Source organism: uncultured Allobosea sp., assembly GCF_945956895.1.
Taxonomy (GTDB): Bacteria; Pseudomonadota; Alphaproteobacteria; order Rhizobiales; family Beijerinckiaceae; genus Allobosea.
The window spans coordinates 47,839-70,144 of sequence record NZ_CAMFJF010000002.1; the positions used below are offsets into that span (position 1 = coordinate 47,839).

The 22,306-nt window shown below is 66.2% G+C and carries 22 protein-coding genes; 10 read left to right on the forward strand and 12 right to left on the reverse strand.

What is annotated here, in order from left to right:
* Nucleotides 1-80 precede the first annotated feature (80 nt).
* Entirely contained in the window at nucleotides 81-380 is a 300-nt protein-coding gene (locus tag Q0Q02_RS01640; RefSeq protein ID WP_293806312.1) for a hypothetical protein, read from the reverse strand.
* Here Q0Q02_RS01640 and Q0Q02_RS01645 point away from each other — a divergent pair.
* Complete coding sequence (locus Q0Q02_RS01645; RefSeq protein ID WP_293806313.1) at nucleotides 361-2,232, forward strand: ABC-F family ATP-binding cassette domain-containing protein; 1,872 nt, start codon at nucleotides 361-363, stop codon at nucleotides 2,230-2,232. The two genes, Q0Q02_RS01640 and Q0Q02_RS01645, sit on opposite strands and share 20 nt — an antisense overlap.
* A gap of 163 nt (nucleotides 2,233-2,395) precedes the next feature.
* Here Q0Q02_RS01645 and Q0Q02_RS01650 read toward each other — a convergent pair whose 3' ends face one another.
* The 4 genes from Q0Q02_RS01650 to Q0Q02_RS01665 form a co-directional block, all read right to left on the reverse strand.
* Nucleotides 2,396-2,734, reverse strand: a complete 339-nt coding sequence (locus Q0Q02_RS01650; protein ID WP_293806314.1) for a hypothetical protein — start codon at nucleotides 2,732-2,734, stop codon at nucleotides 2,396-2,398.
* A gap of 408 nt (nucleotides 2,735-3,142) precedes the next feature.
* Complete coding sequence (locus tag Q0Q02_RS01655; protein ID WP_293806315.1) at nucleotides 3,143-3,553, reverse strand: hypothetical protein; 411 nt, start codon at nucleotides 3,551-3,553, stop codon at nucleotides 3,143-3,145.
* Nucleotides 3,550-4,002, reverse strand: a complete 453-nt coding sequence (locus Q0Q02_RS01660) for a DNA polymerase III subunit chi (RefSeq protein WP_257731949.1) — start codon at nucleotides 4,000-4,002, stop codon at nucleotides 3,550-3,552. The genes Q0Q02_RS01655 and Q0Q02_RS01660 overlap by 4 nt, the downstream gene beginning before the upstream one ends.
* A gap of 140 nt (nucleotides 4,003-4,142) precedes the next feature.
* A complete protein-coding gene (locus tag Q0Q02_RS01665) occupies nucleotides 4,143-5,636 on the reverse strand; it encodes a leucyl aminopeptidase (RefSeq protein WP_293806316.1) in 1,494 nt (497 codons plus the stop codon).
* A gap of 154 nt (nucleotides 5,637-5,790) precedes the next feature.
* Here Q0Q02_RS01665 and lptF point away from each other — a divergent pair, with 154 nt between their 5' ends.
* Genes lptF through rsmA form a run of 5 tightly spaced genes read left to right on the forward strand, consistent with a single transcriptional unit; the run spans nucleotide 5,791 to nucleotide 12,611 of the window.
* Nucleotides 5,791-6,984: an LPS export ABC transporter permease LptF gene (gene lptF, locus Q0Q02_RS01670; protein WP_293806317.1), complete on the forward strand. Its 1,194-nt coding sequence runs from the start codon at nucleotides 5,791-5,793 to the stop codon at nucleotides 6,982-6,984.
* Nucleotides 6,984-8,075 (forward strand): LPS export ABC transporter permease LptG, encoded by a 1,092-nt coding sequence (gene lptG, locus Q0Q02_RS01675; RefSeq protein WP_293806318.1) that lies wholly within the window; start codon nucleotides 6,984-6,986, stop codon nucleotides 8,073-8,075. The genes lptF and lptG overlap by 1 nt, the downstream gene beginning before the upstream one ends.
* Before the next feature lie 49 nt (nucleotides 8,076-8,124).
* A complete protein-coding gene (locus Q0Q02_RS01680) occupies nucleotides 8,125-10,686 on the forward strand; it encodes an LPS-assembly protein LptD (protein ID WP_293806319.1) in 2,562 nt (853 codons plus the stop codon).
* A gap of 21 nt (nucleotides 10,687-10,707) precedes the next feature.
* Nucleotides 10,708-11,766, forward strand: coding sequence for a 4-hydroxythreonine-4-phosphate dehydrogenase PdxA (gene pdxA, locus Q0Q02_RS01685; RefSeq protein WP_293806320.1), 1,059 nt, complete (start codon nucleotides 10,708-10,710; stop codon nucleotides 11,764-11,766).
* Nucleotides 11,763-12,611 (forward strand): 16S rRNA (adenine(1518)-N(6)/adenine(1519)-N(6))-dimethyltransferase RsmA, encoded by an 849-nt coding sequence (gene rsmA / locus Q0Q02_RS01690; protein ID WP_293806321.1) that lies wholly within the window; start codon nucleotides 11,763-11,765, stop codon nucleotides 12,609-12,611. Before pdxA ends, rsmA begins: the two co-directional genes overlap by 4 nt.
* Here rsmA and gmk read toward each other — a convergent pair whose 3' ends face one another.
* The 7 genes from gmk to fabD form a co-directional block, all read right to left on the reverse strand.
* Complete coding sequence (gene gmk, locus Q0Q02_RS01695; protein ID WP_293806322.1) at nucleotides 12,612-13,259, reverse strand: guanylate kinase; 648 nt, start codon at nucleotides 13,257-13,259, stop codon at nucleotides 12,612-12,614.
* 5 nt (nucleotides 13,260-13,264) lie between these two features.
* Entirely contained in the window at nucleotides 13,265-14,146 is an 882-nt protein-coding gene (locus Q0Q02_RS01700) for a YicC/YloC family endoribonuclease (RefSeq protein ID WP_293806323.1), read from the reverse strand.
* A gap of 247 nt (nucleotides 14,147-14,393) precedes the next feature.
* Nucleotides 14,394-15,746: an endolytic transglycosylase MltG gene (mltG, locus tag Q0Q02_RS01705; protein ID WP_293806324.1), complete on the reverse strand. Its 1,353-nt coding sequence runs from the start codon at nucleotides 15,744-15,746 to the stop codon at nucleotides 14,394-14,396.
* Nucleotides 15,747-15,954: 208 nt separating this feature from the next.
* Nucleotides 15,955-17,226: a beta-ketoacyl-ACP synthase II gene (gene fabF, locus Q0Q02_RS01710; protein WP_293806621.1), complete on the reverse strand. Its 1,272-nt coding sequence runs from the start codon at nucleotides 17,224-17,226 to the stop codon at nucleotides 15,955-15,957.
* 55 nt (nucleotides 17,227-17,281) lie between these two features.
* Nucleotides 17,282-17,518, reverse strand: coding sequence for an acyl carrier protein (locus Q0Q02_RS01715; RefSeq protein WP_047578895.1), 237 nt, complete (start codon nucleotides 17,516-17,518; stop codon nucleotides 17,282-17,284).
* Nucleotides 17,519-17,783: 265 nt separating this feature from the next.
* Nucleotides 17,784-18,521: a 3-oxoacyl-[acyl-carrier-protein] reductase gene (gene fabG, locus Q0Q02_RS01720; protein WP_293806325.1), complete on the reverse strand. Its 738-nt coding sequence runs from the start codon at nucleotides 18,519-18,521 to the stop codon at nucleotides 17,784-17,786.
* Between the two features lie 54 nt (nucleotides 18,522-18,575).
* On the reverse strand, nucleotides 18,576-19,520 hold the full coding sequence (gene fabD, locus Q0Q02_RS01725) for an ACP S-malonyltransferase (RefSeq protein WP_293806326.1): 945 nt from the start codon (nucleotides 19,518-19,520) through the stop codon (nucleotides 18,576-18,578).
* Nucleotides 19,521-19,863: 343 nt separating this feature from the next.
* Between fabD and rpsF the strand changes: the two genes are divergently transcribed.
* The 4 genes from rpsF to rplI all read left to right on the forward strand — a co-directional run bounded on the left by rpsF (nucleotide 19,864) and on the right by rplI (nucleotide 22,270).
* Nucleotides 19,864-20,295, forward strand: coding sequence for a 30S ribosomal protein S6 (gene rpsF, locus Q0Q02_RS01730; RefSeq protein WP_293806327.1), 432 nt, complete (start codon nucleotides 19,864-19,866; stop codon nucleotides 20,293-20,295).
* A 2-nt stretch (nucleotides 20,296-20,297) separates the two neighbouring features.
* Nucleotides 20,298-20,543 (forward strand): 30S ribosomal protein S18, encoded by a 246-nt coding sequence (gene rpsR, locus Q0Q02_RS01735; protein ID WP_038367644.1) that lies wholly within the window; start codon nucleotides 20,298-20,300, stop codon nucleotides 20,541-20,543.
* 180 nt (nucleotides 20,544-20,723) lie between these two features.
* Complete coding sequence (locus tag Q0Q02_RS01740) at nucleotides 20,724-21,671, forward strand: DUF2232 domain-containing protein (RefSeq protein ID WP_293806340.1); 948 nt, start codon at nucleotides 20,724-20,726, stop codon at nucleotides 21,669-21,671.
* A gap of 35 nt (nucleotides 21,672-21,706) precedes the next feature.
* Nucleotides 21,707-22,270 carry a 50S ribosomal protein L9 gene (gene rplI / locus Q0Q02_RS01745; protein WP_293806341.1) on the forward strand — a complete coding sequence of 188 codons (564 nt, stop codon included), beginning with the start codon at nucleotides 21,707-21,709 and terminating at the stop codon, nucleotides 22,268-22,270.
* Nucleotides 22,271-22,306: the final 36 nt, after the last annotated feature.

The following is a 22,306-nucleotide window of genomic DNA, read 5'->3' on the forward strand; positions in this document are numbered from 1 at the left end:
TCTGGAAACATCTGGAACATCCTTCGAGACGCCGCTGACGCGGCTCCTCAGGATGAGGGCTCACATGTCCAAACAGCTCTTCAGCTCAGCGGCACGAGCGTAGCGAGCGCAGCCGCACTGCCGATGATGATCGAGACGAGAACCATGAGCGAAGCCGCAGCGGAAGCACGGCGGGGACTGGGATAGGACAGGCGGGCATCCATGAAGACAGCCTCGGCGAATCGGGATCTATTCGGTTTCCCTTGGGTGATGGCCGGTGCGGGCCGTCCCAAGGCGAGATTTTGACGAAACGGTGACATCGGCCGCTGGTTCCGGCTTTCGATTGCCTTTTCGGGGCTCTCGCGCCTAAACGAACGCGCCATGCTGACAATCAACGACATCACCTATCGTCTCGGCGAGCGCCTGCTGCTCGACCATACCGGTGCCGCCATCCCCGACGGCGCGCGCGTCGGCTTCGTCGGCCGCAACGGCACCGGCAAGACGACCCTGTTCAAGATCATTACCGGTGATCTCGGCACCGAGAGCGGCAATATCAGCCTGCCGAGGGGGCGGCGCATCGGCGGCGTCGCGCAGGAAGCGCCCGGCGGCCCGGAGACGCTGATCGAGGTCGTGCTCGCCGCCGATACCGAGCGCACCGCCCTGATGAAGGAGGCGGAGACGGCGACCGATCCGCACCGCATCGCCGAAATCGGCACGCGGCTCGCCGATATCGGCGCGCATTCGGCCCCGGCCCGCGCGGCGATGGTGCTGCACGGGCTCGGCTTCAACGAGGAGGCGCAGCAACGCCCCTGCTCCGATTTCTCCGGCGGCTGGCGCATGCGTGTCGCGCTCGCCGCCGTGCTGTTCTCCGAGCCCGACCTGCTGCTGCTCGACGAACCCACCAACTATCTCGACCTCGAAGGCACGCTCTGGCTTTACGACTATCTGGAGCGCTATCCGCATACCGTGATCGTCATCAGCCACGATCGCGAATTGCTGGACACCTCGGTCGACCACATCATGCATCTCGACCAGGGCAAGCTCACGCTCTATCGCGGCGGCTATTCCTCCTTCGAGAAGCAGCGCGCCGAGAAGCAGATGCAGCTCGCCCGCGCCAAGGAGAAGCAGGACGCCGAGCGCAAGCATCTCCAGTCCTTCGTCGACCGCTTCAAGGCCAAGGCGACCAAGGCCCGGCAGGCACAGTCGCGCGTCAAGCGTCTGGAGAAGATGCAGACCATCGCCGCGATCGTCGACCGCGACGTGCAGCCCTTCGTCTTCCCCGGCCCGGAAAAGCCGCTCTCGCCGCCGATGATCGTGCTGGAGGATGCCAGCGCCGGCTATGGCGAGCGCAAGGTGCTGTCACGGCTCAACCTGTCGCTGGCGCCCGACGACCGCATCGCGCTCCTCGGCTCGAACGGCAACGGCAAGTCGACCTTCTGCAAGCTGATTGGCGGCCGGCTAGATGCCATGTCCGGCGAGATGAAGAAGTCGAGCAAGCTGGAGACGGCCTATTTCGCCCAGCACCAGCTCGACGAACTGCGCATCGAGGATACGCCGGTCGGCCATCTGCGCGACCTGATGCCCGATGCGCCAGAAGCGAAGGTCCGCTCCAAGGCGGCGCAGATCGGCTTCCCCGCGAACAAGGCCGATACGCCGGTGAAGCTGCTCTCCGGCGGCGAGAAGGCACGTCTGATGCTGGGTCTGGCGACCTTCCATGGGCCGCATCTGCTGATCCTCGACGAGCCGACCAACCATCTCGACATCGACAGCCGCACGGCGCTGGTCACCGCGATCAACGACTATCCCGGCGCCGTCATCCTGGTCAGCCACGACCGCTTCCTGATCGAGGCCTGCGCCGACCGGCTCTGGCTCGTCGGCGGCGGCACGGTGAAGAATTTCGACGGCGACATGGACGATTACCGCACTTACGTGCTGGGCGCCGCCAAGGCCGAGAAGCGCGGCAAGCCGGCGCCGGACGCCGCCGCCAAGCCCAAGGCCGACGAGCGCAAGGAAGCGGCGACGAAGCGCGCCGCACAGGGGCCGCTGCGGCAGAAGCTCAACCTCGCCGAGGCGCGCATCGCCAAGCTGACGGGGCTGATCGAGAAGGTCGATGCCGCGCTAGCCAACGGCGCCTTCGCACGCGAGCCGGACAAGGCACTGCAGCTCTCGCGCCAGCGCGCGGAACTGTCGGAAGCGCTGGCCGCTGCCGAGGAGGAATGGCTGCTGCTCGGCGAGGAGCTGGAGAGCGCGTGAGGGCTCAGAGAGCGCTGGTTCTACGCTGAAAAAGCTGCGTCATCCCGGGCTTGACCCGGGATCCATCGTAGGGTGTCGAGTTCTATGATGGATTCCGGATCGGCGCCGCTATCGCGGCTTGTCCGGAATGACGGCGTATCTCTCCGAGAGCCAAGCAAGGTCGCTAGCTGGCCGGGTCATACATGAACTCGCGCAGTTCCTGCGCGCAGCCGCAGGCCCGCGCGAGCTTCGCGGCCCATTTCACGGCGTCCTCGCGCGTCGGCAGCTCCAGCACCGCGAATCCGCCATTGAGGCGGCTGCCCGGATAGATCCGATCGGACACCGCCCCATCCGCAGAGACGAGCACGGAGGCGACCGACTCGTTGATCCCGCCGCCGAAGACATAGACGCCAGCCGCCTTCGCCTCCTCGATCACCGCATGGGAGTCGACAGAGGCGGCGGCCAGTTGCTCCTCCGTGAGCACCATCGCCTCGCTCGGGAAGGAGATGAGGTATTTCGTCATGCCGCGATGATGCGTTGCGGATTTGGCGGAAACAAGCGACAGATTGCCTGACGGCTAATCTTCCGAGAATGCCTGCAATGGCTCGCAAGCCGACGTTAATGCGCCTGGTTTACCAAGGCCCAGATGGATATGCTGAAAGCCATGGTTGGTTGGGTGTGGCGGGTTCAGACCCGTCCGAGCCTGATAATTCTCGCAGGGGTTTGCGCGTTCTTCTTGCTGTACGAGGCTGCCAACAAGCATACCGCTGTGATCGCGATTGCATTGCTGGTTCTCCTCGCAGGTGGGGTTGCGCTCGTCTGTTGCCTGGGACGAGCACCAAGTGACGATAATTGATCGGCCTCAGTCAACGTCTCTGATGGATCGATAGCGGGCATTTCCCATAGCGAGGAGCTTGCTGTTCCTTTCAGCTCACCCCTGCCCCGGCTTGACGATCCGCGTCAGGCGGTTGTCGGTGAAGAGGTAGATCTCGCGGCCGCCGGGCTCGGAATAGAGCACCTGGACCTCGCGCTGGCCCTTGCCGCTCTCGCCGACCAGCACGTCGGTCGGGCGCCCGCCCTTCAACTTCACCAGCTCGCATTCGGTGATGCCCGGCGCGATCTCCTTCGGCAGCGGCCGGGTCGAGGGATCAAGCGAGGCACCGACGCTGCATTCGCCTTCCGGGGTCAGCACCGGCTCCTGCGTCGAGATGCCGGCGCTGGCGGAAGCCGTCTTGGTCGTAGTGACCCCGCCTTTGGTTTCGGACTGGAAGGCGAAACCGCCCATATCGACCGAGCAGCCGGCAAGGGCCGCGGTGCAGAGCAACAGAACAGGCAGTCTCACGCTTTCTTCTCCCAGCGGCCGGCATCGTCCTGCTGCCAGTAGCTGGCGGCATGGCCCGAGGCCCGGGCCTTCTTCCAATCCTCGCGGGCGGCGGCAAGCGCCTCGGGATCGTCGCCATCGAATATCAGGACGACGCGCTCGTAGTCCTGCATTGCGTCGGGAATGCGGACCCCGTCGGCGCAGATCCGGACCTGTGCAGCGTTCGGATTATGCGCCTGCGTCGTCAGCACCACCGGATTGCTAGCTGCATCCGCCTCCAGCGCCGTCACATGCGGCAGGAAGCTCTCATCCGCATAGGTCCAGAGGTGATCGTCGAGCACGCTCAGGCGCTCCTGGCCGCCGACCTCGACGACGACCTTCTGGCCGCGCGACAGGGCGCGGTCGAGGATCGTCGGCAGGACCTGCTCCAGCGGACGGGACTGCAGATGAAAGAACAGAATCTCAGCCATCGGCGGCGCTCGCCGTCATCCCGGGCTTGACCCGGGATCCATCATAGAACACCGGAGCCCTTCGATGGATCCCGGATCTCCGCTTCGCTCCGTCCGGGATGACGGCGGCGGTTCGATCGGAGAACGACGAAGCGTCCACATCAATCCTCGTAGTGATCCGCGACCAGCCGGTCGAGCAGGCGCACGCCCCAGCCCGGCCCCCAGGAGCGGTTGATCTCCGAATTCGCGGCGGCCATTCCGGTTCCGGCGATATCGAGATGCGCCCAGGGCGTATCGTTGACATGGCGCTGCAGGAACTGCGCCGCGGTGATCGAGCCGCCATAGCGGCCGGCCGAGTTCTTCATGTCGGCGAATTTCGAATCGATCATCTTGTCGTAGGCCTTGCCGAGCGGCAGACGCCAGACCGTCTCGCCGGTGGCGATGCCGGCCGCCGTCAGGCGCTCCGACAGCTCGTCATTGTTGCTGAACAGCCCGGCATTCTCCTGCGCCAGCGCAACGAGAATCGCGCCGGTCAGCGTCGCCAGGTTGATCATGAAGCGCGGCGAGAAGCGCTCCTGCGTGTACCAGAGCACATCAGCGAGAACGAGGCGGCCCTCGGCGTCGGTATTGATGATCTCGATGGTCTGGCCGGAGAGCGAGGTCACGATGTCGCCGGGGCGCTGGGCGTTGCCGTCGGGCATGTTCTCGACGAGGCCGATCACGCCAATGGCGTTGACCTTGGCCTTGCGGCCGGCCAGCGCCTGCATCAGGCCGACGACGCAGGCCGCGCCCGCCATGTCGCCCTTCATGTCCTCCATACTGGCGCCGGGCTTCAGAGAGATGCCGCCGGTATCGAAGGTCACGCCCTTGCCGACAAAGGCGATGGGCTTCTCGTCCTTCTTCGCGCCGTTCCAGCGCATGATCGCGACGCGGCTCTCGCGGCGCGAGCCCTGGCCGACGCCGAGCAGCGCGCGCATGCCGATCTTCTTCAACGCCTTCTCGTCGAGGATCTCGATCTCGACGCCGAGCTTCTCGAGCTTGGCGGCGCGGTCGGCGAATTCTTCCGGGTAGAGGACGTTCGGCGGCTCGTTCACGAGGTCGCGCGCCTGGATCACGCCGGCGGCGATGGCATCGGCCGTCTTCACGGCCTTCTTCACGGCGGAGGGATCGGCCGCGCGCAGCGAGACCGTCAGCGGCTCGGCCTCGTCCTTGTCCTTGCTCTTGGTCTTGTAGCGGTCGAAGGCATAGGCGCGCAGCCTGAGGCCGAGCGCGATATCGGCGGCCTGCTTCGGCTCGATCCGGCCGTCGGGCAGCGCCAGGACGATCTCGGCGCTGCGACCGGCGCCGAGCCGGCCAGCGATGGCGCCGCCGAGCTTGACGAAATCGAGCTTGGCGCGCTCGTCCTCCGGCCCGACGCCGACGACGACCAGACGCTCGTAGGAAGCTCCCTCCGGCGACGGCAATGTCAGCCCGGCCAGCGCCTTGCCCTTGAAGCGCTCGGCGGCGGCGGCCCGCGTCAGCAGCGCCTGCGCGCCCGCGCCGGCCCATTCCCGAGCCGCGCCGGGCACGGCGAGCCCGTCCGAGACGAGGATCACGAGATCCTGCCCCTCGACGGCATCCAGGGCTTTGATCTCCAGCTTCAGGCGCTGCGACATGATCCGCTCACAATCTTGCGAAAATGACAGGGGAAGGACACTAGACGGCAGACGGCAAACGATTCCCGTTTGCGCCCTCGCCGCGCCTATACCATAGGGTGTGTCCGACGAACCACCTCGGAGGGCACCCGCCCTCAAGCTCCGGAACCGACGCGTGCTTCTCAACCGCCTCGATCGCTACATCCTGAAGATCGCGGCGGTGGCGGCGATCGTGCTGCTGCTTGGCCTTACCGGCGTGATCTGGGTCACGCAGGCGCTGCGCGAGGTCGATCTCATCACCGGCAAGGGCCAGACGGTCCTGATCTTCCTGACCGTGACGCTGCTTTCGCTGCCGGCCCTGATCGCCGGCATCGCGCCCGTCGCGCTGTTCATGTCGACGCTCTACACGCTGAACAGGCTCAACGGCGATTCCGAGCTGATCGTGATGAACGCCGCCGGCGTGGCGCCGCAACGCCTCACGCGCCCCTTCATCGTGCTGACGGTCGCGGCCTCGCTGATCGTCGCCTGGATGACGATCTCGGTGATGCCGGCGAGCTTCCGCATGCTGCGCGACCTGATCACGCTGATCCGCGCCGATTTCGTCGCCAACGTGGTGAAGGAAGGCCAGTTCGTCTCGCTCGATTCCGGCGTGACCTTCCACTATCGCGAGAAGGCCGGCGACGCGCTGATCGGCATCTTCATGCAGGACCGGCGCGACCCCGCGCAGCCCTCGATCTATCTCGCCGAGCGCGGCCGGACGGTCGAGGCCGAAGGCCAGAGCTTCCTCATGCTGGAAAAGGGCACGATCCAGCGCGAGGCCAAGAACACCTCGACGACCTCGATTATCTCCTTCGAGCGCTATGCCCTGAATCTGTCGGCCCTGACCGGCGATTCGAGCGGCGGCCCCGGCGAGGGCGACGGCGACAAGGTGATCTACAAGCCGCGCGAACGCTCGACCTGGGAGTTGCTCCGGCAGGACCCGAACGAGGCCTATTACAAGATCCAGGAAGGCCGCTTCCGGGCCGAATTGCACAACCGGCTCTCCTCCCCGCTCTATCCCTTCGCCTTCATGCTGATCGCCTTCGCCGCCATCGGCGAGGCGCGCACGACCCGCCAGGGACGGGCGCTGGCGATCCAGTCGGCGATCATGATCGTGGGCGCCACCCGCATCGCAGCCTACGCCGCGTGGACTGCGAGCGTGCGCTCCCCCTTCGCGGCCGCGCTGCTCTACATCCTGCCGATCGCAGCCATCATCCTGGCCACGAGCCTCATCTTCTACGGCGCGCGAATCCAACCCGTCATGGCCCGCATCGCCTCTCCCCTCACCACGCCGCTGGTCAATCTCGCGGCCCGTTTCCGGCGCGCCTGATGCTGCTGTTCTCGACCTTCGGGCGCTATCTGACGAAGCGCTTCGCACGCGCTATCCTGGGCGTCTTCAGCACGTTCTTCTTCCTGATCGGGACGCTCGATTTCGTCGAGCTGATGCGGCGCGCCGGCGATTCCCCGATCGCGACGACGCCGCGCATCGTTCAGCTCGCGCTGTTCCGGGCGCCGGCCGTCGCCGAGCAGATCTTCCCCTTCGCCGCGCTGTTCGGCGGCATGTTCGCGCTGCTGACGCTGAGCCGGAAGCTCGAGCTCGTCGTCGCCCGCTCCGTCGGCGTCTCGGCCTGGCAGTTCCTGCAGCCCGCGGCAGCAGTGGCGGGCGTCATCGGGCTTGTCTCGATCCTGATCTACAACCCGGTCGCGGCCGAGCTGAAGCGCAAGGCTACGGCGCTGGAGACGCGCCTGTTCGTCCGCTCCGGCGGCAAATCCGGCCTGCCCAAGGAAATCTGGCTGCGGCAGCGCAGCGTCGACGGGCAGGCGATCATTCGCGCAGCCGGCGCCTTGCCCGACGAAGACGGATTGTCGCAGGTCGCGTTCTTCATCTTCAACCCGAACGGCAGCTTCAAGGAACGAATCGACGCCAGGCAAGCCCTGCTGCGCCCAGGACACTGGGAGCTCAGCGACGCGCGCACCACCTCCGCCACGGAAGAGCCACAGAGCTATAAGAGCTACACGCTCGCAACGACGCTGGAGCCGGAACAGATGCGCCAGAGCTTCACCCCACCCGATGCGGTGGGCTTCTGGTCCATGCCGACTGTGATCGACAGGACACAGCGCGCCGGCCTCGACACGACGCCATATAAGCTGCGTTATCAATCGCTTATGGCACGGCCGCTACTGCTCATCGCCATGGTTCTGGTGGCAGCATCCGTTTCTTTAAGATTTTTCAGGTTTGGTGGTGTGACCAAACTGGTGGTGGGTGGCGTCGCGGCTGGCTTCGTGCTCTATGTGGCGACACAACTGTCGGAGGAGCTCGGGTCGTCGGGAATCGTCAACCCGGTCGTCGCGGCGTGGTTGCCTGCAGCATTGGGGGCAATGCTGGGAGCACTCGCCCTCCTCCATCAGGAAGATGGGTGAAACGTACTGTGCCTATGGTTAATTTCGAGTTTACAAGATGGGTCCAGGAGTGAACCGGCTGGCACGTTTTGCTGCGGCGACGGCACTCGCCTCCAGCCTGGCCTATCTGCTGGCCGGGCCGGCCTATGCCCAGAATCGGGCAGCCGGCGCGCAAGCCAAGCCCGCGGCTGCCACGGCGGCGCCTGCGAAGCCGCAGGACCGCATGGTCGTCGACGCGACCGAGCTCGTCTACGACAACGACAAGAAGACGGTCGCGGCCGTCGGCAACGTCCAGATTCTCTATCAAGGCCGGACGATCGAGGCCGACAAGGTCATCTACGACCAGGCGAACAAGCGCGTCACCGCCATCGGCAATGCCCGGATCATCGAATCCAACGGCACGGTCATCACCGGCGAGAAGTTCAACCTGACCGATGATTTCCGCGACGGTTTCATCGACTCGCTACGCGTCGTGAATCCGGACAAGACCCGCTTCTCGGCGCCGCGCGCCGAGCGGACGGACGGCGAGACCTTCGTCTTCGACAAGGGCATCTACACCGCCTGCGAGCCCTGCAAGGACAATCCCGAGCGCCCGCCGCTCTGGCAGGTCCGTGCTGCGCGCATCATCCACAAGAAGTCGGAGCAGACGATCTATTACGAGGATGCGCGCGTCGAGTTCGCGGGCATCCCGATGGCCTATATCCCGTATATGTCGGGGCCGGATTCGACGGTGAAGCGCAAGTCCGGCTTCCTGTCACCGCGTTTCATGAACACTGCCGCGCTCGGCTACGGCGTCGGCCTGCCCTATTTCCTCAACCTCGCGCCGAATTACGACCTGACGCTTACGCCCACCTATCTCAGCCGCCAGGGCTTCCTGGGGCAGGTGGAATGGCGGCACCGCCTGATGACCGGCTCCTACGCGATCCGGGCTTCCGGCATTTTCCAGCAAGATCAGGCTGCCTATCTGCCCAGCCCGCTCGGCCCGCGCGACAAGGAATTCCGCGGCTCAGTGGAAACCAACGGTAAGTTCTTTATCAACCCGCGCTGGACGATCGGCTGGAATGCCGCGATGTCGACGGATCGCTGGTTCTACAAGAACTACCGCATCCGCAACGAGAGCCTCAGCACTACCACCTACCTGCAGGAATCGATCTCGACCGCCTATCTGAACGGGCAGAGCGAGAACGCCTGGTTCGACCTGCGCGGCTATTATTTCCAGCCGCTGAACTATCAGGACTGGCAGAAGCAGCAGCCTGTCGTCCTGCCCGTGCTGGACTACAACAAGCGCATCAACAAGCCGTCCTTCCTCGGGGGCGAGCTCTCGTTCACCGCCAATGTCACGAGCCTGAATCGCGACACCGCCGCCTTCTCGCAACTGCCGCAGCAGAAGAGCTATCTGATCACGACGCCGAGCTACTCGCTCTATGACGGCTGCGCCATCTACGACAAGAACCACTGCCTCGTGCGCGGCCTTGCCGGCAATGTCTCGCGTGCCACGGTCGAAGCCTCCTGGCGGCGCAATTTCATCGATCCGCTCGGGCAGATGTGGACGCCGTATGCCTCGGTTCGAGCTGACGTCTTCTCGATCAACCCCAATACCAGCGGTGTGATCAATTCGCCCGTCGCGACCATCGCCGATACCTCGGACGAGGTCTTCGGGCGCGTGATGCCGGCCATTGGGCTGATGTATCGCTACCCGTTCGTCGCCAAGACCGACTGGGGCACCCATATCATCGAGCCGGTCGCGCAGATCGTCGCCCGCCCGAACGAGACCAACAGCCTGCGCGTCGCCAACGAGGACGCGCAGAGCCTCGTCTTCGACGCCAACAACCTGTTCGAGTGGAGCGGCAAGTTCTCCGGCTTCGATCGCGTCGAAGGCGGGACCCGCGCGAATGTCGGTGCGCTCTACACAGGGCGCTTCGGCAAGGAAGCCTTCGCCAACATGCTGTTCGGCCAGTCCTTCCAGCTCGCCGGCCGCAATTCCTATGCCAGCGGAGACCTGCTCAACACCGGCCTGAATTCCGGTCTCGATACCCGCAACTCCGACTATGTGGCCCGCGCCCAGATTTCGCCCTTCAAGGGCTTCTTCCTGACCGGTGCGACGCGTCTCAATGCGACGACCTTCGAGGCACAGCGCATCGACGCAGCCGCGACCTATGCCAACAGCGTCATCACAGCATCGGTCGGCTATGGCCGCTACGAGCCGCAGCCCGATCTCGGCATCACCCGCCGCCGCGAGGGTCTTTCGCTGAACGGGTCGCTCAAGGTCGCCGATAACTGGCGCTTGCGGGCCGGCGTGCTGTTCGATCTGGACAAGTACAAATACGATCGCGAGCTCTACCGGACCGCCTATGCGTCCTATCTGGCAGCTCCGACCGTATCGGCGATCCCGGTCTATCCGAATACCGGGCCGTTCCAGACGGCATCGACCTCCTTCGGCATCAATTACACCGACGAGTGCACGGTCTTCGACATCAGCTATTCGCAGAGCTATGCCGACCGCCAGTCGGGGTCGACGAAGGACACGCGCACGGTCATGTTCCGCCTGGAGCTGCGCACGCTGGGCGAGATCAGCTACTCGCAGAATCTCAGCTCGAGCTCGTCGAGCGACGGCGTCAGTTCCTCCAACTAGTTGTCGCGGCGGCCCGAAACCATGGGCCGCCTCATTCTTCAGGGCGCGGAGCTCGTCTTGCCGGCAAAACCGCTCGCATTGACACAGGGCGATCCGGCCGGGATCGGGCCGGAATTGACCCTTCGTGCCTGGCTGGAACGCAGCGCGCGGGCGCTTCCCGCCTTCGCCTGCATCGGGAACATCGACCACCTCGCCAATGTCTCCGACCGGCTGGGCTGGAGCGTGCCGCTACAGGCCTGCGGCTGGAGCGACGTTGGCGCCGTTTTCACCGATGCATTGCCAGTTGTCCCGCTTGCTTCCGCGGCTTGCGCCGTTGTTTCCGGCAGGCCTGATCCGGCGACAGCCGCGGGCACGATCAGCTCGATCAACCAGGCGGTCGCGGCGGTCGGCGCCGGCGAGGCCGCTGCCGTCGTCACCAATCCGATCGCGAAATCTGTGCTTTATCAGGCCGGCTTCAAGCATCCCGGCCATACGGAATATCTCGCATATCTGGCAGCCCGGGGCGGCGTCGAGCCGCGCCCCGTGATGATGCTCTGGTGCGAAGAGCTCGCCGTCGTGCCGGTGACGATCCACGAGCCTCTGCGCCGGGTGCCGGAGCTCCTGACCACCGCGCTCATTGTCGAGACCGGCCGGATCGTCGCGGCGGAGCTGCGCAGCCGCTTCGGCATCGCCGCGCCACGGCTGGCGATCAGCGGGCTCAATCCCCATGCTGGCGAGAACGGCACGATGGGCCACGAGGACGGGGACATCGTCGCGCCGGCCATCGCCCAGTTGCAGGCAGAGGGCATCGATGCGCGCGGCCCTTACCCCGCCGATACGATGTTCCATGCCCGCGCGCGGGCCGGCTATGACGCGGCGCTGGCGATGTATCACGACCAGGCCCTGATCCCGATCAAGACGATCGCCTTCGACGAAGGCGTCAACGTGACGCTAGGCCTGCCCTTCATCCGGACCTCCCCGGACCACGGCACGGCCTTCGACATCGCAGGCCAGGGCATCGCGCGGCCCGACAGTCTCTGTGCCGCCCTGAAGCTCGCCGCCCGGATGGCCGAGCGAGTGCTTACGGACACTGCTTCATGAGCCAGATCGACGACCTGCCGCCGCTGCGCGAGGTGGTGGAGCGCCATGGACTGATGGCGCAGAAGGCGCTCGGCCAGAACTTCCTGTTCGACCTCAACCTGACGAGCCGGATCGCGCGTGCGGCCGGACCGCTCGAAGGCCAGACGGTGGTCGAGATCGGCCCCGGCCCCGGCGGGTTGACGCGAGCGCTGCTGGCGAACGGCGCCCGGCGCGTGATCGCGATCGAGCGGGACCGGCGCTGCCTGCCGGCGCTCGCCGAAATCGCGGCGCATTATCCGGGCCGGCTGGAGGTCGTCGACGGCGATGCGCTCGCCGTCGACCTCTCGCCCTATCTCGCGGGAGAGCGGGCGCGGATCGTCGCCAACCTGCCCTATAATATCGGCACGCCGCTGCTGGTCGGCTGGCTCAGCCTCGAACCCTGGCCGTCCTGGTGGGACTCGCTGACGCTGATGTTCCAGCGCGAGGTCGCCGAGCGCATCGTCGCAACGCCGGAAGAGCGCGCCGATTACGGCCGGCTCGCCGTGCTCTCGAACTGGCGCTGCGAGACGAAGATCCTGTTCGACGTGCCGCGCAGCGCCTTCGTGCCGCCGCCGAAGATCACTTCGTCCATCGTTCAGCTCATCCCGCGTGCAGAGCCGGAGCCCTGCGACCGGCGCCTGCTGGAGCGGGTGACGCTCGCCGCCTTCGGCCAGCGCCGCAAGATGCTGCGGCAGAGCCTGAAAGCCGTGCTGCCGGACCCGGCGCCGATCATCGCGGCGGCCGGCCTCACCGAGACGGCCCGCGCCGAGGAGATCCCGGTCTCGGGCTTCGTGAAGCTGGCGAACGCGCTCGCCGGGCAGCGCTGATCAGGGCAGCTGTTCGGCCAGCAGCTGGTCGACGAAGTCGCTGAGGCCGACGGCGCGGCTGCGCTTCAGCCGCTCGGCCGTCAGGATCGCCTTGATCGACTCGTAGGCCGCCTGAAGATCGTTGTTGACGATGACGTAGTCGTACTGGCTCCAGCGCGCGATCTCGTCACGGGCATTGGCGAGGCGCTTGATGATGACCTCCTCGGCATCCTCGGCGCGGCGGATCAGCCGCGAGCGCAGCTCCGCCATCGAAGGCGGCAGGATAAAGATGGTGACGACATCAGCCCGCGCCTTCTTGACGATCTGCTGGGTGCCCTGCCAGTCGATGTCGAACAGCACGTCGCGCCCGGCCGCCAGCGAAGCCTCGACCTCCTTGCGCGGTGTACCGTAGCCGTTGCCATGGACCTCCGCCCATTCCAGCAGGTCGTTATGCTGGCGCATCACGTCGAAGGTCGCGCGGTCGATGAAGCGGTAATGCACGCCCTCGATCTCGGACGGGCGCTTGGCGCGGGTCGTCACCGAGATCGACAGGTCGAGATTGTTCTCGCTCTTGAGGTTGCGGGTGAGCGTCGTCTTGCCGGCACCGGAGGGCGAGGACAGGATCAGCATCAGGCCGCGACGGGCCGGGTGAAGGGTCTCGGCAGTCATCCGGCTCACTCCACGTTCTGGACCTGCTCACGCATCTGGTCGACGACCGTGCGGAGCTCAAGCCCGATGCGCGACAGGCCGGGATCATTCGCCTTGGCGCAGAGCGTCGACGCCTCGCGGCCGAATTCCTGCGAGAGGAAGTCGAGCTTGCGGCCGATCGGCCCACCCTTGGCCAGCAATTCGCGCAGAGCTTCGACATGGGCATGCAGGCGATCGATCTCCTCGCGGATATCGGCGCGCACGGCGATCAGCGCCGCCTCCTGGTGAAGGCGCTGCGGATCGAAGCCATTATTCGAACCCAGAAGCGCCTCGACCTGCGCCGCGATCCGGGCGCGGATCGCCTCGCTGCTGCGGGCCGGATGATGCTCCGCCTCGCCAGCGAATCGGGCGATGGTTTCGAGATGGCCAACGACGATCGCCTCAAGAGCGCGGCCTTCGGCGGCCCGTGCTTCCTTCAAGGCGGTGGTGACGGCGTCGAGTCCAGCAAGAGCCGGCGCCTCGACCGCGCCCAGCACATCCGGCGCCTCGTCGGCATAGTCCACGACGCCGCGGATGCCGAGCAGCCCGTCATAGGATGGCGGATTGATGCCGGCAGCCGGCGGCAGCCTCTCGACCGCCTCGAGCAGCGCCGCAAGGACCGCCTCGTTGACGCGCGGACGCGGTGGGCCGGCATCGCTGGTGACGGCAAGATTGACGTGCAGCGTTCCGCGCGAGAACGCGGCACCCAGCTTCTTGCGGGCGGCTTCGGCGAGAACCTCGAAGCCGGGCGGGACGCGAACGCGCAGGTCGAGCCCGCGTCCATTGACGCTGCGGATTTCCCAGGCCCAACTATGGACCCCGGCCGTCCCGGCCGCACGGGCGAACCCCGTCATGCTTTCGATGGCCATCGCCCCTGCCGCCTTTGTTCAAGATCGGGCGGGACCGTAGTGGCGCACACCCGCGACAGCAAGCGGCCGACGGTCGGAAAATGGGGATGGGGGGCCTTTGGAACCCGCCGATTTCAGACCAGACACGCCGTCATCCCGGACGGAGCACAGCGGAGATCCGGGATCCATCGTAGAGCGGCGGCGCCTTACGATGGATCCCGGGTCAAGCCCGGGATGACGAGGCGGTTCAGGAGAAAAACGAGCGCGCTCAGGGCTTGAGCTGCGGCACCTGCTTCGGTGAGTTCAGGTCGAAGCTCTTGTTGAGCAGTGGATCGCGCGTCGTCCCTTCGGAGGCGTCGAAAGCGCGCGCGCGCGTTCCGGGCACGCCTCCGGTCGGCTGCGCGACGGGAAAACCGGCCGAGCCGGCATTATCGGCTGCTGGCTGGGTCATGGCAGGCGCTTCCGTGCGGTTGTCAGGGCCTGCGGGCGGCTCGACCTTGTCGACGCTATCCACTGGGGGCTTTCCGCCCTGCTGCTGGCTGCGCGTCGTCTCGATCTGGCGCCAGCGCCCGACATTGCGGTTGTGCTGGTCCAGCGTCTCGGCGAAGGCGTGGCCGCCGCTGCCATCGGCGACGAAATAGAGGTCCTTGGTCCGCGAGTGATTGACCACTGCTTCCATGGCGGCGCGGCCGGGATTGGCGATCGGCCCCGGCGGCAGGCCGGTGATGACATAAGTGTTGTAGGGCGTCGCCTGCGTGATCTCGTTGCGCTGGATCGGCCGGCCGAGCGTGCCCTTGCCGCCGACGAGGCCGTAGACGATCGTCGGGTCGGATTGCAGCTTCATCTTCTGGTTGAGACGGTTGATGAAGACCCCGGCGACGCGCGGACGCTCGTCGGCGCGGCCGGTCTCCTTCTCGACGATCGACGCCAGGACGACGAGTTCCTGCGGCGTCTTGATCGGCAGGTCGGCGGGTTTGCGCGCCCAAATCCGCTCTACAAGCCGGCTCTGGGCGACAGCCATGCTCTCGAGCATCGCCTTGCGCGAGAAACCGCGCGGGAATCGGTAGGTATCTGGGAGGATCGAGCCTTCCTTCGGCACCTGGGAGATCTCGCCGGTCAGCAATTCGTTACTGCGCAGCCGCTCGACGATCTGCTCGCTCGTCAGCCCCTCAGGCACGGTGATCGAATGCTCGACCACCTTACCGCTGGAGATGATGCCGAGGATCTCCTGCGGGCTGACGCGGGCCTTGAACAGGTATTCGCCGGCCTGGAGCTTGTGCCAGTCGCCGCCGATGATCGCCGCGACGCGGAAGCTCAACGGATGCTCGATCAGCCCTTCGCGCTGCAGCAGCTCGGTGATCTCGGTGAGCCCGTTCTCCTTCGGAATGATGAGGACGCGGTCGCTGGCCAACGGCCCGGGCGCCTTGCTCTGGTTCGAGACGATTGCGATCCCGGCACCGACCACGCCGGCACCGACGAGCGCAATCGTGAACAGGCCGCTCAGCATCGACAGGAAGGGGCTGCGCCGACGCCGGCGGACCTTGGGCGGCGGCGCCGGCGGCGCTACGGGCTTGAGGGCCTCGCTCGGACTCTTCGGGGCGACGCGGGGCGTATCATTCACGATCAAGACGCTCGCAGCACGGGGTAGATGATGTCGGCACGGTGCAACCTGGACCGCGCCTGCCGGATTGGACGTCGGCCGCACCGGATCCGGACGACCGCATTAGAGCCGGTTTCCTTGCGGCTGTGAACGCGGAATCAGGCGTTCGGCCGAGGGTGGCGCAGACTCTACCCAAGATTATGGCGAAACCGCGCTGCTTCGCAGCCCCCTACTGGTCCGGCCGGTAGCGCCGCATCACCAGCGAGGCATTGGTGCCGCCGAAGCCGAAGGAGTTCGACAGGGCGTAATCGATCTCGCGCTTGCGGGCGACATGCGGCACCAGATCGATCTCGGTCTCGACGGAAGGGTTGTCGAGATTGATCGTCGGCGGCGCGACCTGGTCGCGGATCGCGAGCACGGTGAAGATCGCCTCGATCGCGCCGGCGGCGCCAAGCAGATGGCCGGTCGCCGATTTGGTCGAGGACATGGATGGGCGCTTGGAGGCGTTGGCCAGCAGGCGCTCGACGGCGCGCAGCTCGATCTCGTCACCGAGCGGCGTCGAGGTTCCGTGGGCGTTGATATAGTCGAGATCGGAGGCGGTGATGCCGGCGCGATCGAGCGCAGCCTGCATGCAGCGATAGGCGCCATCTCCATCCTCGGCCGGCGAGGTGATGTGATAGGCGTCGCCCGACATGCCGTAGCCGAGGACCTCGGCATAGATCTTCGCGCCACGGGCAAGCGCGTGCTCAAGCTCTTCCAGCACGACGACGCCGGCGCCCTCGCCCATGACGAAGCCATCGCGATCCTTGTCATAGGGACGCGAGGCCTTCTCGGGCGTTTCGTTGAAACCGGTGGAAAGGGCGCGGCAGGCGCAGAAGCCGGCAATGCCGATGCGGTTGATCGCCGATTCGGCGCCGCCCGCGACCATGACGTCGGCATCGCCGAGCGCGATCATGCGCGAGGCATCGCCGATCGCATGCGCGCCGGTCGAGCAGGCGGTCACGGCCGAATGGTTCGGACCTTTCAGCCCGTGCTCGATCGAGACATAGCCGGACGCGAGATTGATCAGGCGCCCGGGAATGAAGAAGGGCGAGAGCCGGCGCGGTCCACGTTCCTTGAGCAGGAGGGAGGCCTCATAGATGCCTCCCAGCCCGCCGATGCCGGAACCGATGGCGACACCGGTCCGGATCTGGTCCTCGTAGCTTTCCGGCTTCCAGCCCGCATCCTTCAGCGCCTGCGTGGCCGCGGCCATCGCGAAGACGATGAATTCATCGACCTTGCGCTGCTCCTTCGGCTCCATCCAGTCATCGGGATTATAGGTCCCGTCGCTGCCGTCACCCCGGGGGATGTTGCAGGCGATCTGCGCCGGCAGATCGCTGGCGTCGAAGCTGGTGATGGGGCCGGCGCCGCTGGCACCGGCCAGAAGGCGCGACCAGCTCGGCTCGACGCCGCAAGCAAGCGGCGTCACCATGCCGAGACCGGTCACGACGACACGCCGCATCGGATAACTGCGAGAAGCCATGGCTCTTTCTGCGTCGATCAGCCTTCCGGGCCGATCAGGCGCTCTTCGCGGAGAGGAACTTCACGGCGTCGCCAACCGTCACGATCGTCTCGGCCGCATCGTCCGGAATCTCGACGCCGAACTCTTCCTCGAAGGCCATCACGAGCTCGACGGTGTCGAGGCTGTCCGCGCCCAGGTCCTCGATGAAGTTGGCGCCGTCGACGACCTTGTCGGCCTCGACGCCGAGGTGCTCGACCACGATCTTCTTCACGCGCTCGGCAACATCGCTCATGGGTCTCTTCCTTAGACTTAGAAACTGAAATCGCATCGCAGGGGTGCGACGCGATGGAGGGATCTCATTCCGAGCCGCCGCGCCATCGTGACGATGTCCGCGATCCGGAAAGCTCGAAGCCTGCACAAACGCAACAACCGAGGTTTCGTCAAGCCCCCTCGGATCGCCGGGCTGCAGCGCGACGGCGCTAGTTAACACACCCTTTACAGGCTGGCGAGTGCGCCGCAGACTTATCAAAACCGATCTGGAACAGGCGCTAACGCGCCTAGATCATTGCCATTCCGCCGTTGACGTGCAGGGTCTGCCCAGTCACGTAACCGGCTTCCGTGCTGGCGAGAAAAGCCACGGCCGCGGCCACATCCGCGCCCTCGCCCAAGCGGCCCATCGGCACGCCGGAGAGGATGCCCTCGCGCTGCTTCTCGTTGAGGGCCTGCGTCATCGGCGACTCGATGAAGCCCGGCGCCACGACGTTGACGGTGATGTTGCGGCTCGCGACCTCGGCGGCCAGCGCCTTGGACATGCCGATCAAGCCGGCCTTGGCGGCAGCGTAATTGCCCTGGCCGGGATTACCGGTGGTGCCGACCACCGAGCCGATCGCGACGATTCGGCCGTAGCGCCGGCGCATCATCGACTTCACGGCGGCGCGCGACAGGCGGAAGGCCGCCGTCAGGTTGACCGCGAGCACGCTGTCCCAGTCCTCGTCCTTGAGGCGCATGAACAGGTTGTCACGGGTGATGCCGGCATTGTTGACGAGGATGTCGAGCCCACCGAGCTTCTCCTCGGCGGTCGGCACCAGAGCCTCGACCGAATCCTTGTCGGAGAGATTGCAGGGCGCGATCACGACGCGCTCGCCGAGCTCGGCTGCCAGCGCTTCCAGTGCTTCAGCGCGCGTTCCGGAAATCGCGACGCTGGCGCCTTGCGCATGCAGCGTCCGGGCGATGGCTCCGCCGAGGCCGCCGGTCGCGCCGGTGACCAGGGCCTTGCGGCCGGTCAGATCAAACATGTTCGCTCCCTTTTCCGGCATTCTGCCGTCTTTGCCCGTTCCGGGCCCGCGTCGTCACGCGCCGCGGGCCTTATAGGCTGCAATATCCTCGGCCGTGCCGATCGAGACCGGCGCCGCGCCCACGACGATACGCTTGACGAGACCGGCCAGCACCTTGCCGCTGCCCAGCTCGACGAAATCGGTGACGCCGGCGGCAGCCATCGCCTGCACGCATTCGCGCCAGCGCACCGTGCCGGTGACCTGGGCGACCAGCGAGGCCCGGATCGCATCCGGGTCGCTCAGCGGCGCGGCGCCGACATTGGCGACGACCGGCACCACCGGCGCCTGCATCGAGACCTTGGCGAGGGCATCGTGCATCGCGTCGGCCGCCGGCTGCATCAGGGCGCAATGGAAGGGCGCGGAAACCGGCAGGAGCATGGCGCGCTTCACGCCGCGCTCGCCGGCAAGCACGATGGCGCGCTCGATCGCGGCCTTGGCGCCGGAGAGCACGACCTGACCGCCGCCATTGTCGTTGGCGGCCTCGCAGACCTCGCCCTGGGCCGCGGCCACAGCGATCTCGCGGGCGAGATCGAGCTCGGCGCCAAGCAGGGCCGCCATTGCGCCCTGCCCGGCCGGAACGGCCTTCTGCATGGCGTCGCCGCGGATACGCAGCAGGCGGGCGGCGTCGCTGATCGAGAAGGTGCCGGCAGCGGCAAGCGCCGAATATTCGCCGAGCGAATGGCCGGCGACGAAGGCGGCATCGCGCTTCAGGTCGAGCCCGGCTTCACTTTCGAGCACGCGCACGACCGCGAGGCTGACCGCCATCAGCGCCGGCTGGGCGTTGGCCGTCAGGGTCAGCTCCTCGGAAGGACCTTCCCACATCACCGCCGACAGCTTCTGCGACAGCGCCGCATCGACCTCGTCGAAGACCGCTTTCGCGACGGGGAAGTTCTCGGCCAGGCTCTTGCCCATGCCAACTGCCTGAGAGCCCTGGCCCGGAAAGATGAACGCAGTGGTCATGCTATGAATGTCCCGGTCTTCATTATCAGTCATTCGTCTTATATGACGCGGCTGTCACATCGCTTCCGCCGCCAAGTCAAGCGCAGCGCCCGAATTTTCTGCCCCCGAAGCCGCGTTTTCCGGCAGATTCCGGTTGCCATGACGTATCGGACACTGTAACGACCGCATCCTGCTTGTTCGGCCGGAGGCTGAACGGATGGTGCTCGCCCGCTTGGGCCTGCGCAGGTTCGTTTCCCGAACCGTCATCCCGTGTCTCCGCCTTCGATGAAATCCTGTCGGGCCTTATCCAGGGCTCGGAGGGCTCCGCGCCGGGCGAAGCAGGGTGAAACAAGGAAGGCCACATATGGCATTGTACGAGCATGTGCTGCTCGCGCGGCAGGATGTCAGCGCGCAGCAGGTCGAAGCTCTTGTCGAGCAGTTCAAGGGCGTGATCGAAGCGAATGGCGGCGCCATCCGCAAGGTCGAGTACTGGGGCGTCAAGTCCCTCGGCTACCGCATCAAGAAGAACCGCAAGGCTCACTACACGCTGCTGAACATCGAGGCTCCCTCCGCCGCCGTGCTGGAGATGGAGCGCCAGATGCGCATCAACGAGGACATCCTGCGCTTCATGACCGTCAAGGTCGAGGAGCTCGAGGAAGGTCCGTCGGCCATGCTGCAGAAGCGTGACCGCGAGGACCGTCCGGAGCGTGGCGGCGACCGTTTCGAGCGCGGCCCGCGCCGTGACCGTCCGCGTCGTGACGACGAAGCGACCGAAACCGCCGAAGCGGAGGCCTGAGAATGTCGACTGCATCCGCTGGCGCTCGCCGCCCCTTCTTCCGCCGCCGCAAATCCTGCCCGTTCTCGGGCGAAGGCGCTCCGAAGATCGACTACAAGGACGTGCGTCTGCTCTCGCGCTACATCTCCGAGCGCGGCAAGATCGTTCCGTCCCGCATCACGGCGGTCTCCGCCAAGAAGCAGCGCGAGCTCGCCCAGGCGATCAAGCGCGCCCGCTTCCTCGGCCTGCTGCCCTACGTCATCCGCTGATCCGTTCCTTCGGATCCGGCAGACACTAAATTCCGGAGGCGCCTCCCGCGCCTCCGGTTCTCGCTTTCAAGATCAACCAGTCGCCCGGCGGTGAAACTCCATCGGGTTCGTTGAGGCCAAGGGGCCTCTCACCCTGCCGCACCGGATGGTGTGTGAGCAGCGGGACAGCAGGACGGATTAATGATTCCGATTGTCGGCATCGGCGCGGGCCTCGTTTCGGCCCTGCTCTTCTCAGTGGTGATCACCGGATCGCCGCTGGCCGCTTTGCTGTATTCGGCCGCCCCGCTCCCGATCTTCATCGCATCTTTGGGCTGGAACCACCGCTCCGGGCTGTTCGCCACGGTTGCCGGTGCGCTCGCCGTCGCGGTTGCGCTCGCCCCGACTGGCGGCATCGCGTTTGCCCTGATCATCGGCCTGCCGGCCTGGTGGATCGCCTATCTCGCGCTTCTTGCCCGTGCCGACGCTGACGGTCACGTCGAGTGGTATCCGCTCGGCAACCTGCTGCTCTGGATCGCTGCCACCGCCGCGCTCGCCACCGTCGGCAGCGCTCTGGTGATGACCACCGATTACGAGACCTATCGCGCGGTGATCGCGCGCATGATCGAGACCCTGCTGAACGAGATGGTACGCGGCAAGCTGATCGCGCTGCCCGGCGACATCCAGGTCAAGGACCTCGCGCAGAGCCTGGCCCCCGCCGTGCCGCTCGGCATCGGCGCCTCCTTCGTCACCACCATCACCGCCAATCTCTGGCTCGCGGCCCGCGCCGTGAAGATGTCGGACCGTTTGCCGCGCCCCTGGCCCTTCATCCCGTCGACCACGCTGCCGCGGCAGGCGCTGCTCTTGCTGATCGCCGCCAGTTTCGCCGCGACGATGGGCGGCTTCATCGGCGTCGCCGCTATGGCCTTTGCCGGCGCGCTGCTCGCCGCCTTCATGTTCAGCGGGCTCGCCGCCCTGCACGACCTCTCGCGCGGCCGTTCCTGGCGGATGCCGATGCTGATCTCGATCTATGTCGCCCTCATCCTGATGCAGGCCGTGCTGACGCCGCTGCTCACGATCGCGGGCGTCATCGACACGCTTCTCGGCCTGCGCAAGCGGGCCGCGCTGCCGCCTCCGCCTACCCGTTCCTGAAACCCTGACCAACAGACTGATCAAGGAGAAGACCCATGGAAGTGATCCTGCTCGAACGCGTCGCCAAGCTCGGCCAGATGGGCGACATCGTCCGCGTCCGCGACGGCTTCGGCCGCAACTACCTGCTCGCCCGCGGCAAGGCGCTGCGCGCCACCGAGGACAACAAGAAGCGCTTCGAGAGCCAGAAGCTCGAGCTCGAGACCCGCAACCTCGAGCTGAAGTCCGAGGCCGATGCCGTCGCCGAGCGCCTGAACGGTCAGAGCGTCACCATCCTGCGCCAGTCGGGCGAGTCCGGCGTGCTCTACGGTTCGGTCTCGACCCGTGACATCGCCGAGGCCCTGACCAAGGACGGCTTCAACGTCTCGCGCGGCCAGGTGACCCTGAACACCCCGATCAAGACGCTCGGCCTGCACACCGTCCCGGTCGTTCTGCATCCGGAAGTCGCGGTCTCGATCACCGTCAACGTCGCCCGTTCGGCTGAAGAGGCCGAGCGCCAGGCCGCCGGCGAGAACGTCACGGCCCGCGAGGAGTTCGATCTCGACGATCTCGGCCTCGAGGTCGGCGCGGCGCTGGCCGAGGCCGGCGACGTCGAGCTCTAATATCCGAAGAAGCGCGCCGTCATTCCGGACAAGCCG

Coding starts and splice junctions, on each gene's coding strand:
- Q0Q02_RS01700 (WP_293806323.1), bottom strand. CDS start 14,146: ATGGCCATCGAAAGCATGACGGGGTTCGCCCGTGCGGCCGGGACGGCC.
- rpsF (WP_293806327.1), top strand. CDS start 19,864: ATGGCATTGTACGAGCATGTGCTGCTCGCGCGGCAGGATGTCAGCGCG.
- fabG (WP_293806325.1), bottom strand. CDS start 18,521: ATGTTTGATCTGACCGGCCGCAAGGCCCTGGTCACCGGCGCGACCGGC.
- rplI (WP_293806341.1), top strand. CDS start 21,707: ATGGAAGTGATCCTGCTCGAACGCGTCGCCAAGCTCGGCCAGATGGGC.
- Q0Q02_RS01715 (WP_047578895.1), bottom strand. CDS start 17,518: ATGAGCGATGTTGCCGAGCGCGTGAAGAAGATCGTGGTCGAGCACCTC.
- fabD (WP_293806326.1), bottom strand. CDS start 19,520: ATGACCACTGCGTTCATCTTTCCGGGCCAGGGCTCTCAGGCAGTTGGC.
- rpsR (WP_038367644.1), top strand. CDS start 20,298: ATGTCGACTGCATCCGCTGGCGCTCGCCGCCCCTTCTTCCGCCGCCGC.
- lptG (WP_293806318.1), top strand. CDS start 6,984: ATGCTGCTGTTCTCGACCTTCGGGCGCTATCTGACGAAGCGCTTCGCA.
- rsmA (WP_293806321.1), top strand. CDS start 11,763: ATGAGCCAGATCGACGACCTGCCGCCGCTGCGCGAGGTGGTGGAGCGC.
- pdxA (WP_293806320.1), top strand. CDS start 10,708: ATGGGCCGCCTCATTCTTCAGGGCGCGGAGCTCGTCTTGCCGGCAAAA.
- gmk (WP_293806322.1), bottom strand. CDS start 13,259: ATGACTGCCGAGACCCTTCACCCGGCCCGTCGCGGCCTGATGCTGATC.
- Q0Q02_RS01665 (WP_293806316.1), bottom strand. CDS start 5,636: ATGTCGCAGCGCCTGAAGCTGGAGATCAAAGCCCTGGATGCCGTCGAG.
- Q0Q02_RS01640 (WP_293806312.1), bottom strand. CDS start 380: ATGTCGTTGATTGTCAGCATGGCGCGTTCGTTTAGGCGCGAGAGCCCC.
- Q0Q02_RS01645 (WP_293806313.1), top strand. CDS start 361: ATGCTGACAATCAACGACATCACCTATCGTCTCGGCGAGCGCCTGCTG.
- fabF (WP_293806621.1), bottom strand. CDS start 17,226: ATGCGGCGTGTCGTCGTGACCGGTCTCGGCATGGTGACGCCGCTTGCT.
- Q0Q02_RS01740 (WP_293806340.1), top strand. CDS start 20,724: ATGATTCCGATTGTCGGCATCGGCGCGGGCCTCGTTTCGGCCCTGCTC.
- Q0Q02_RS01650 (WP_293806314.1), bottom strand. CDS start 2,734: ATGACGAAATACCTCATCTCCTTCCCGAGCGAGGCGATGGTGCTCACG.
- Q0Q02_RS01660 (WP_257731949.1), bottom strand. CDS start 4,002: ATGGCTGAGATTCTGTTCTTTCATCTGCAGTCCCGTCCGCTGGAGCAG.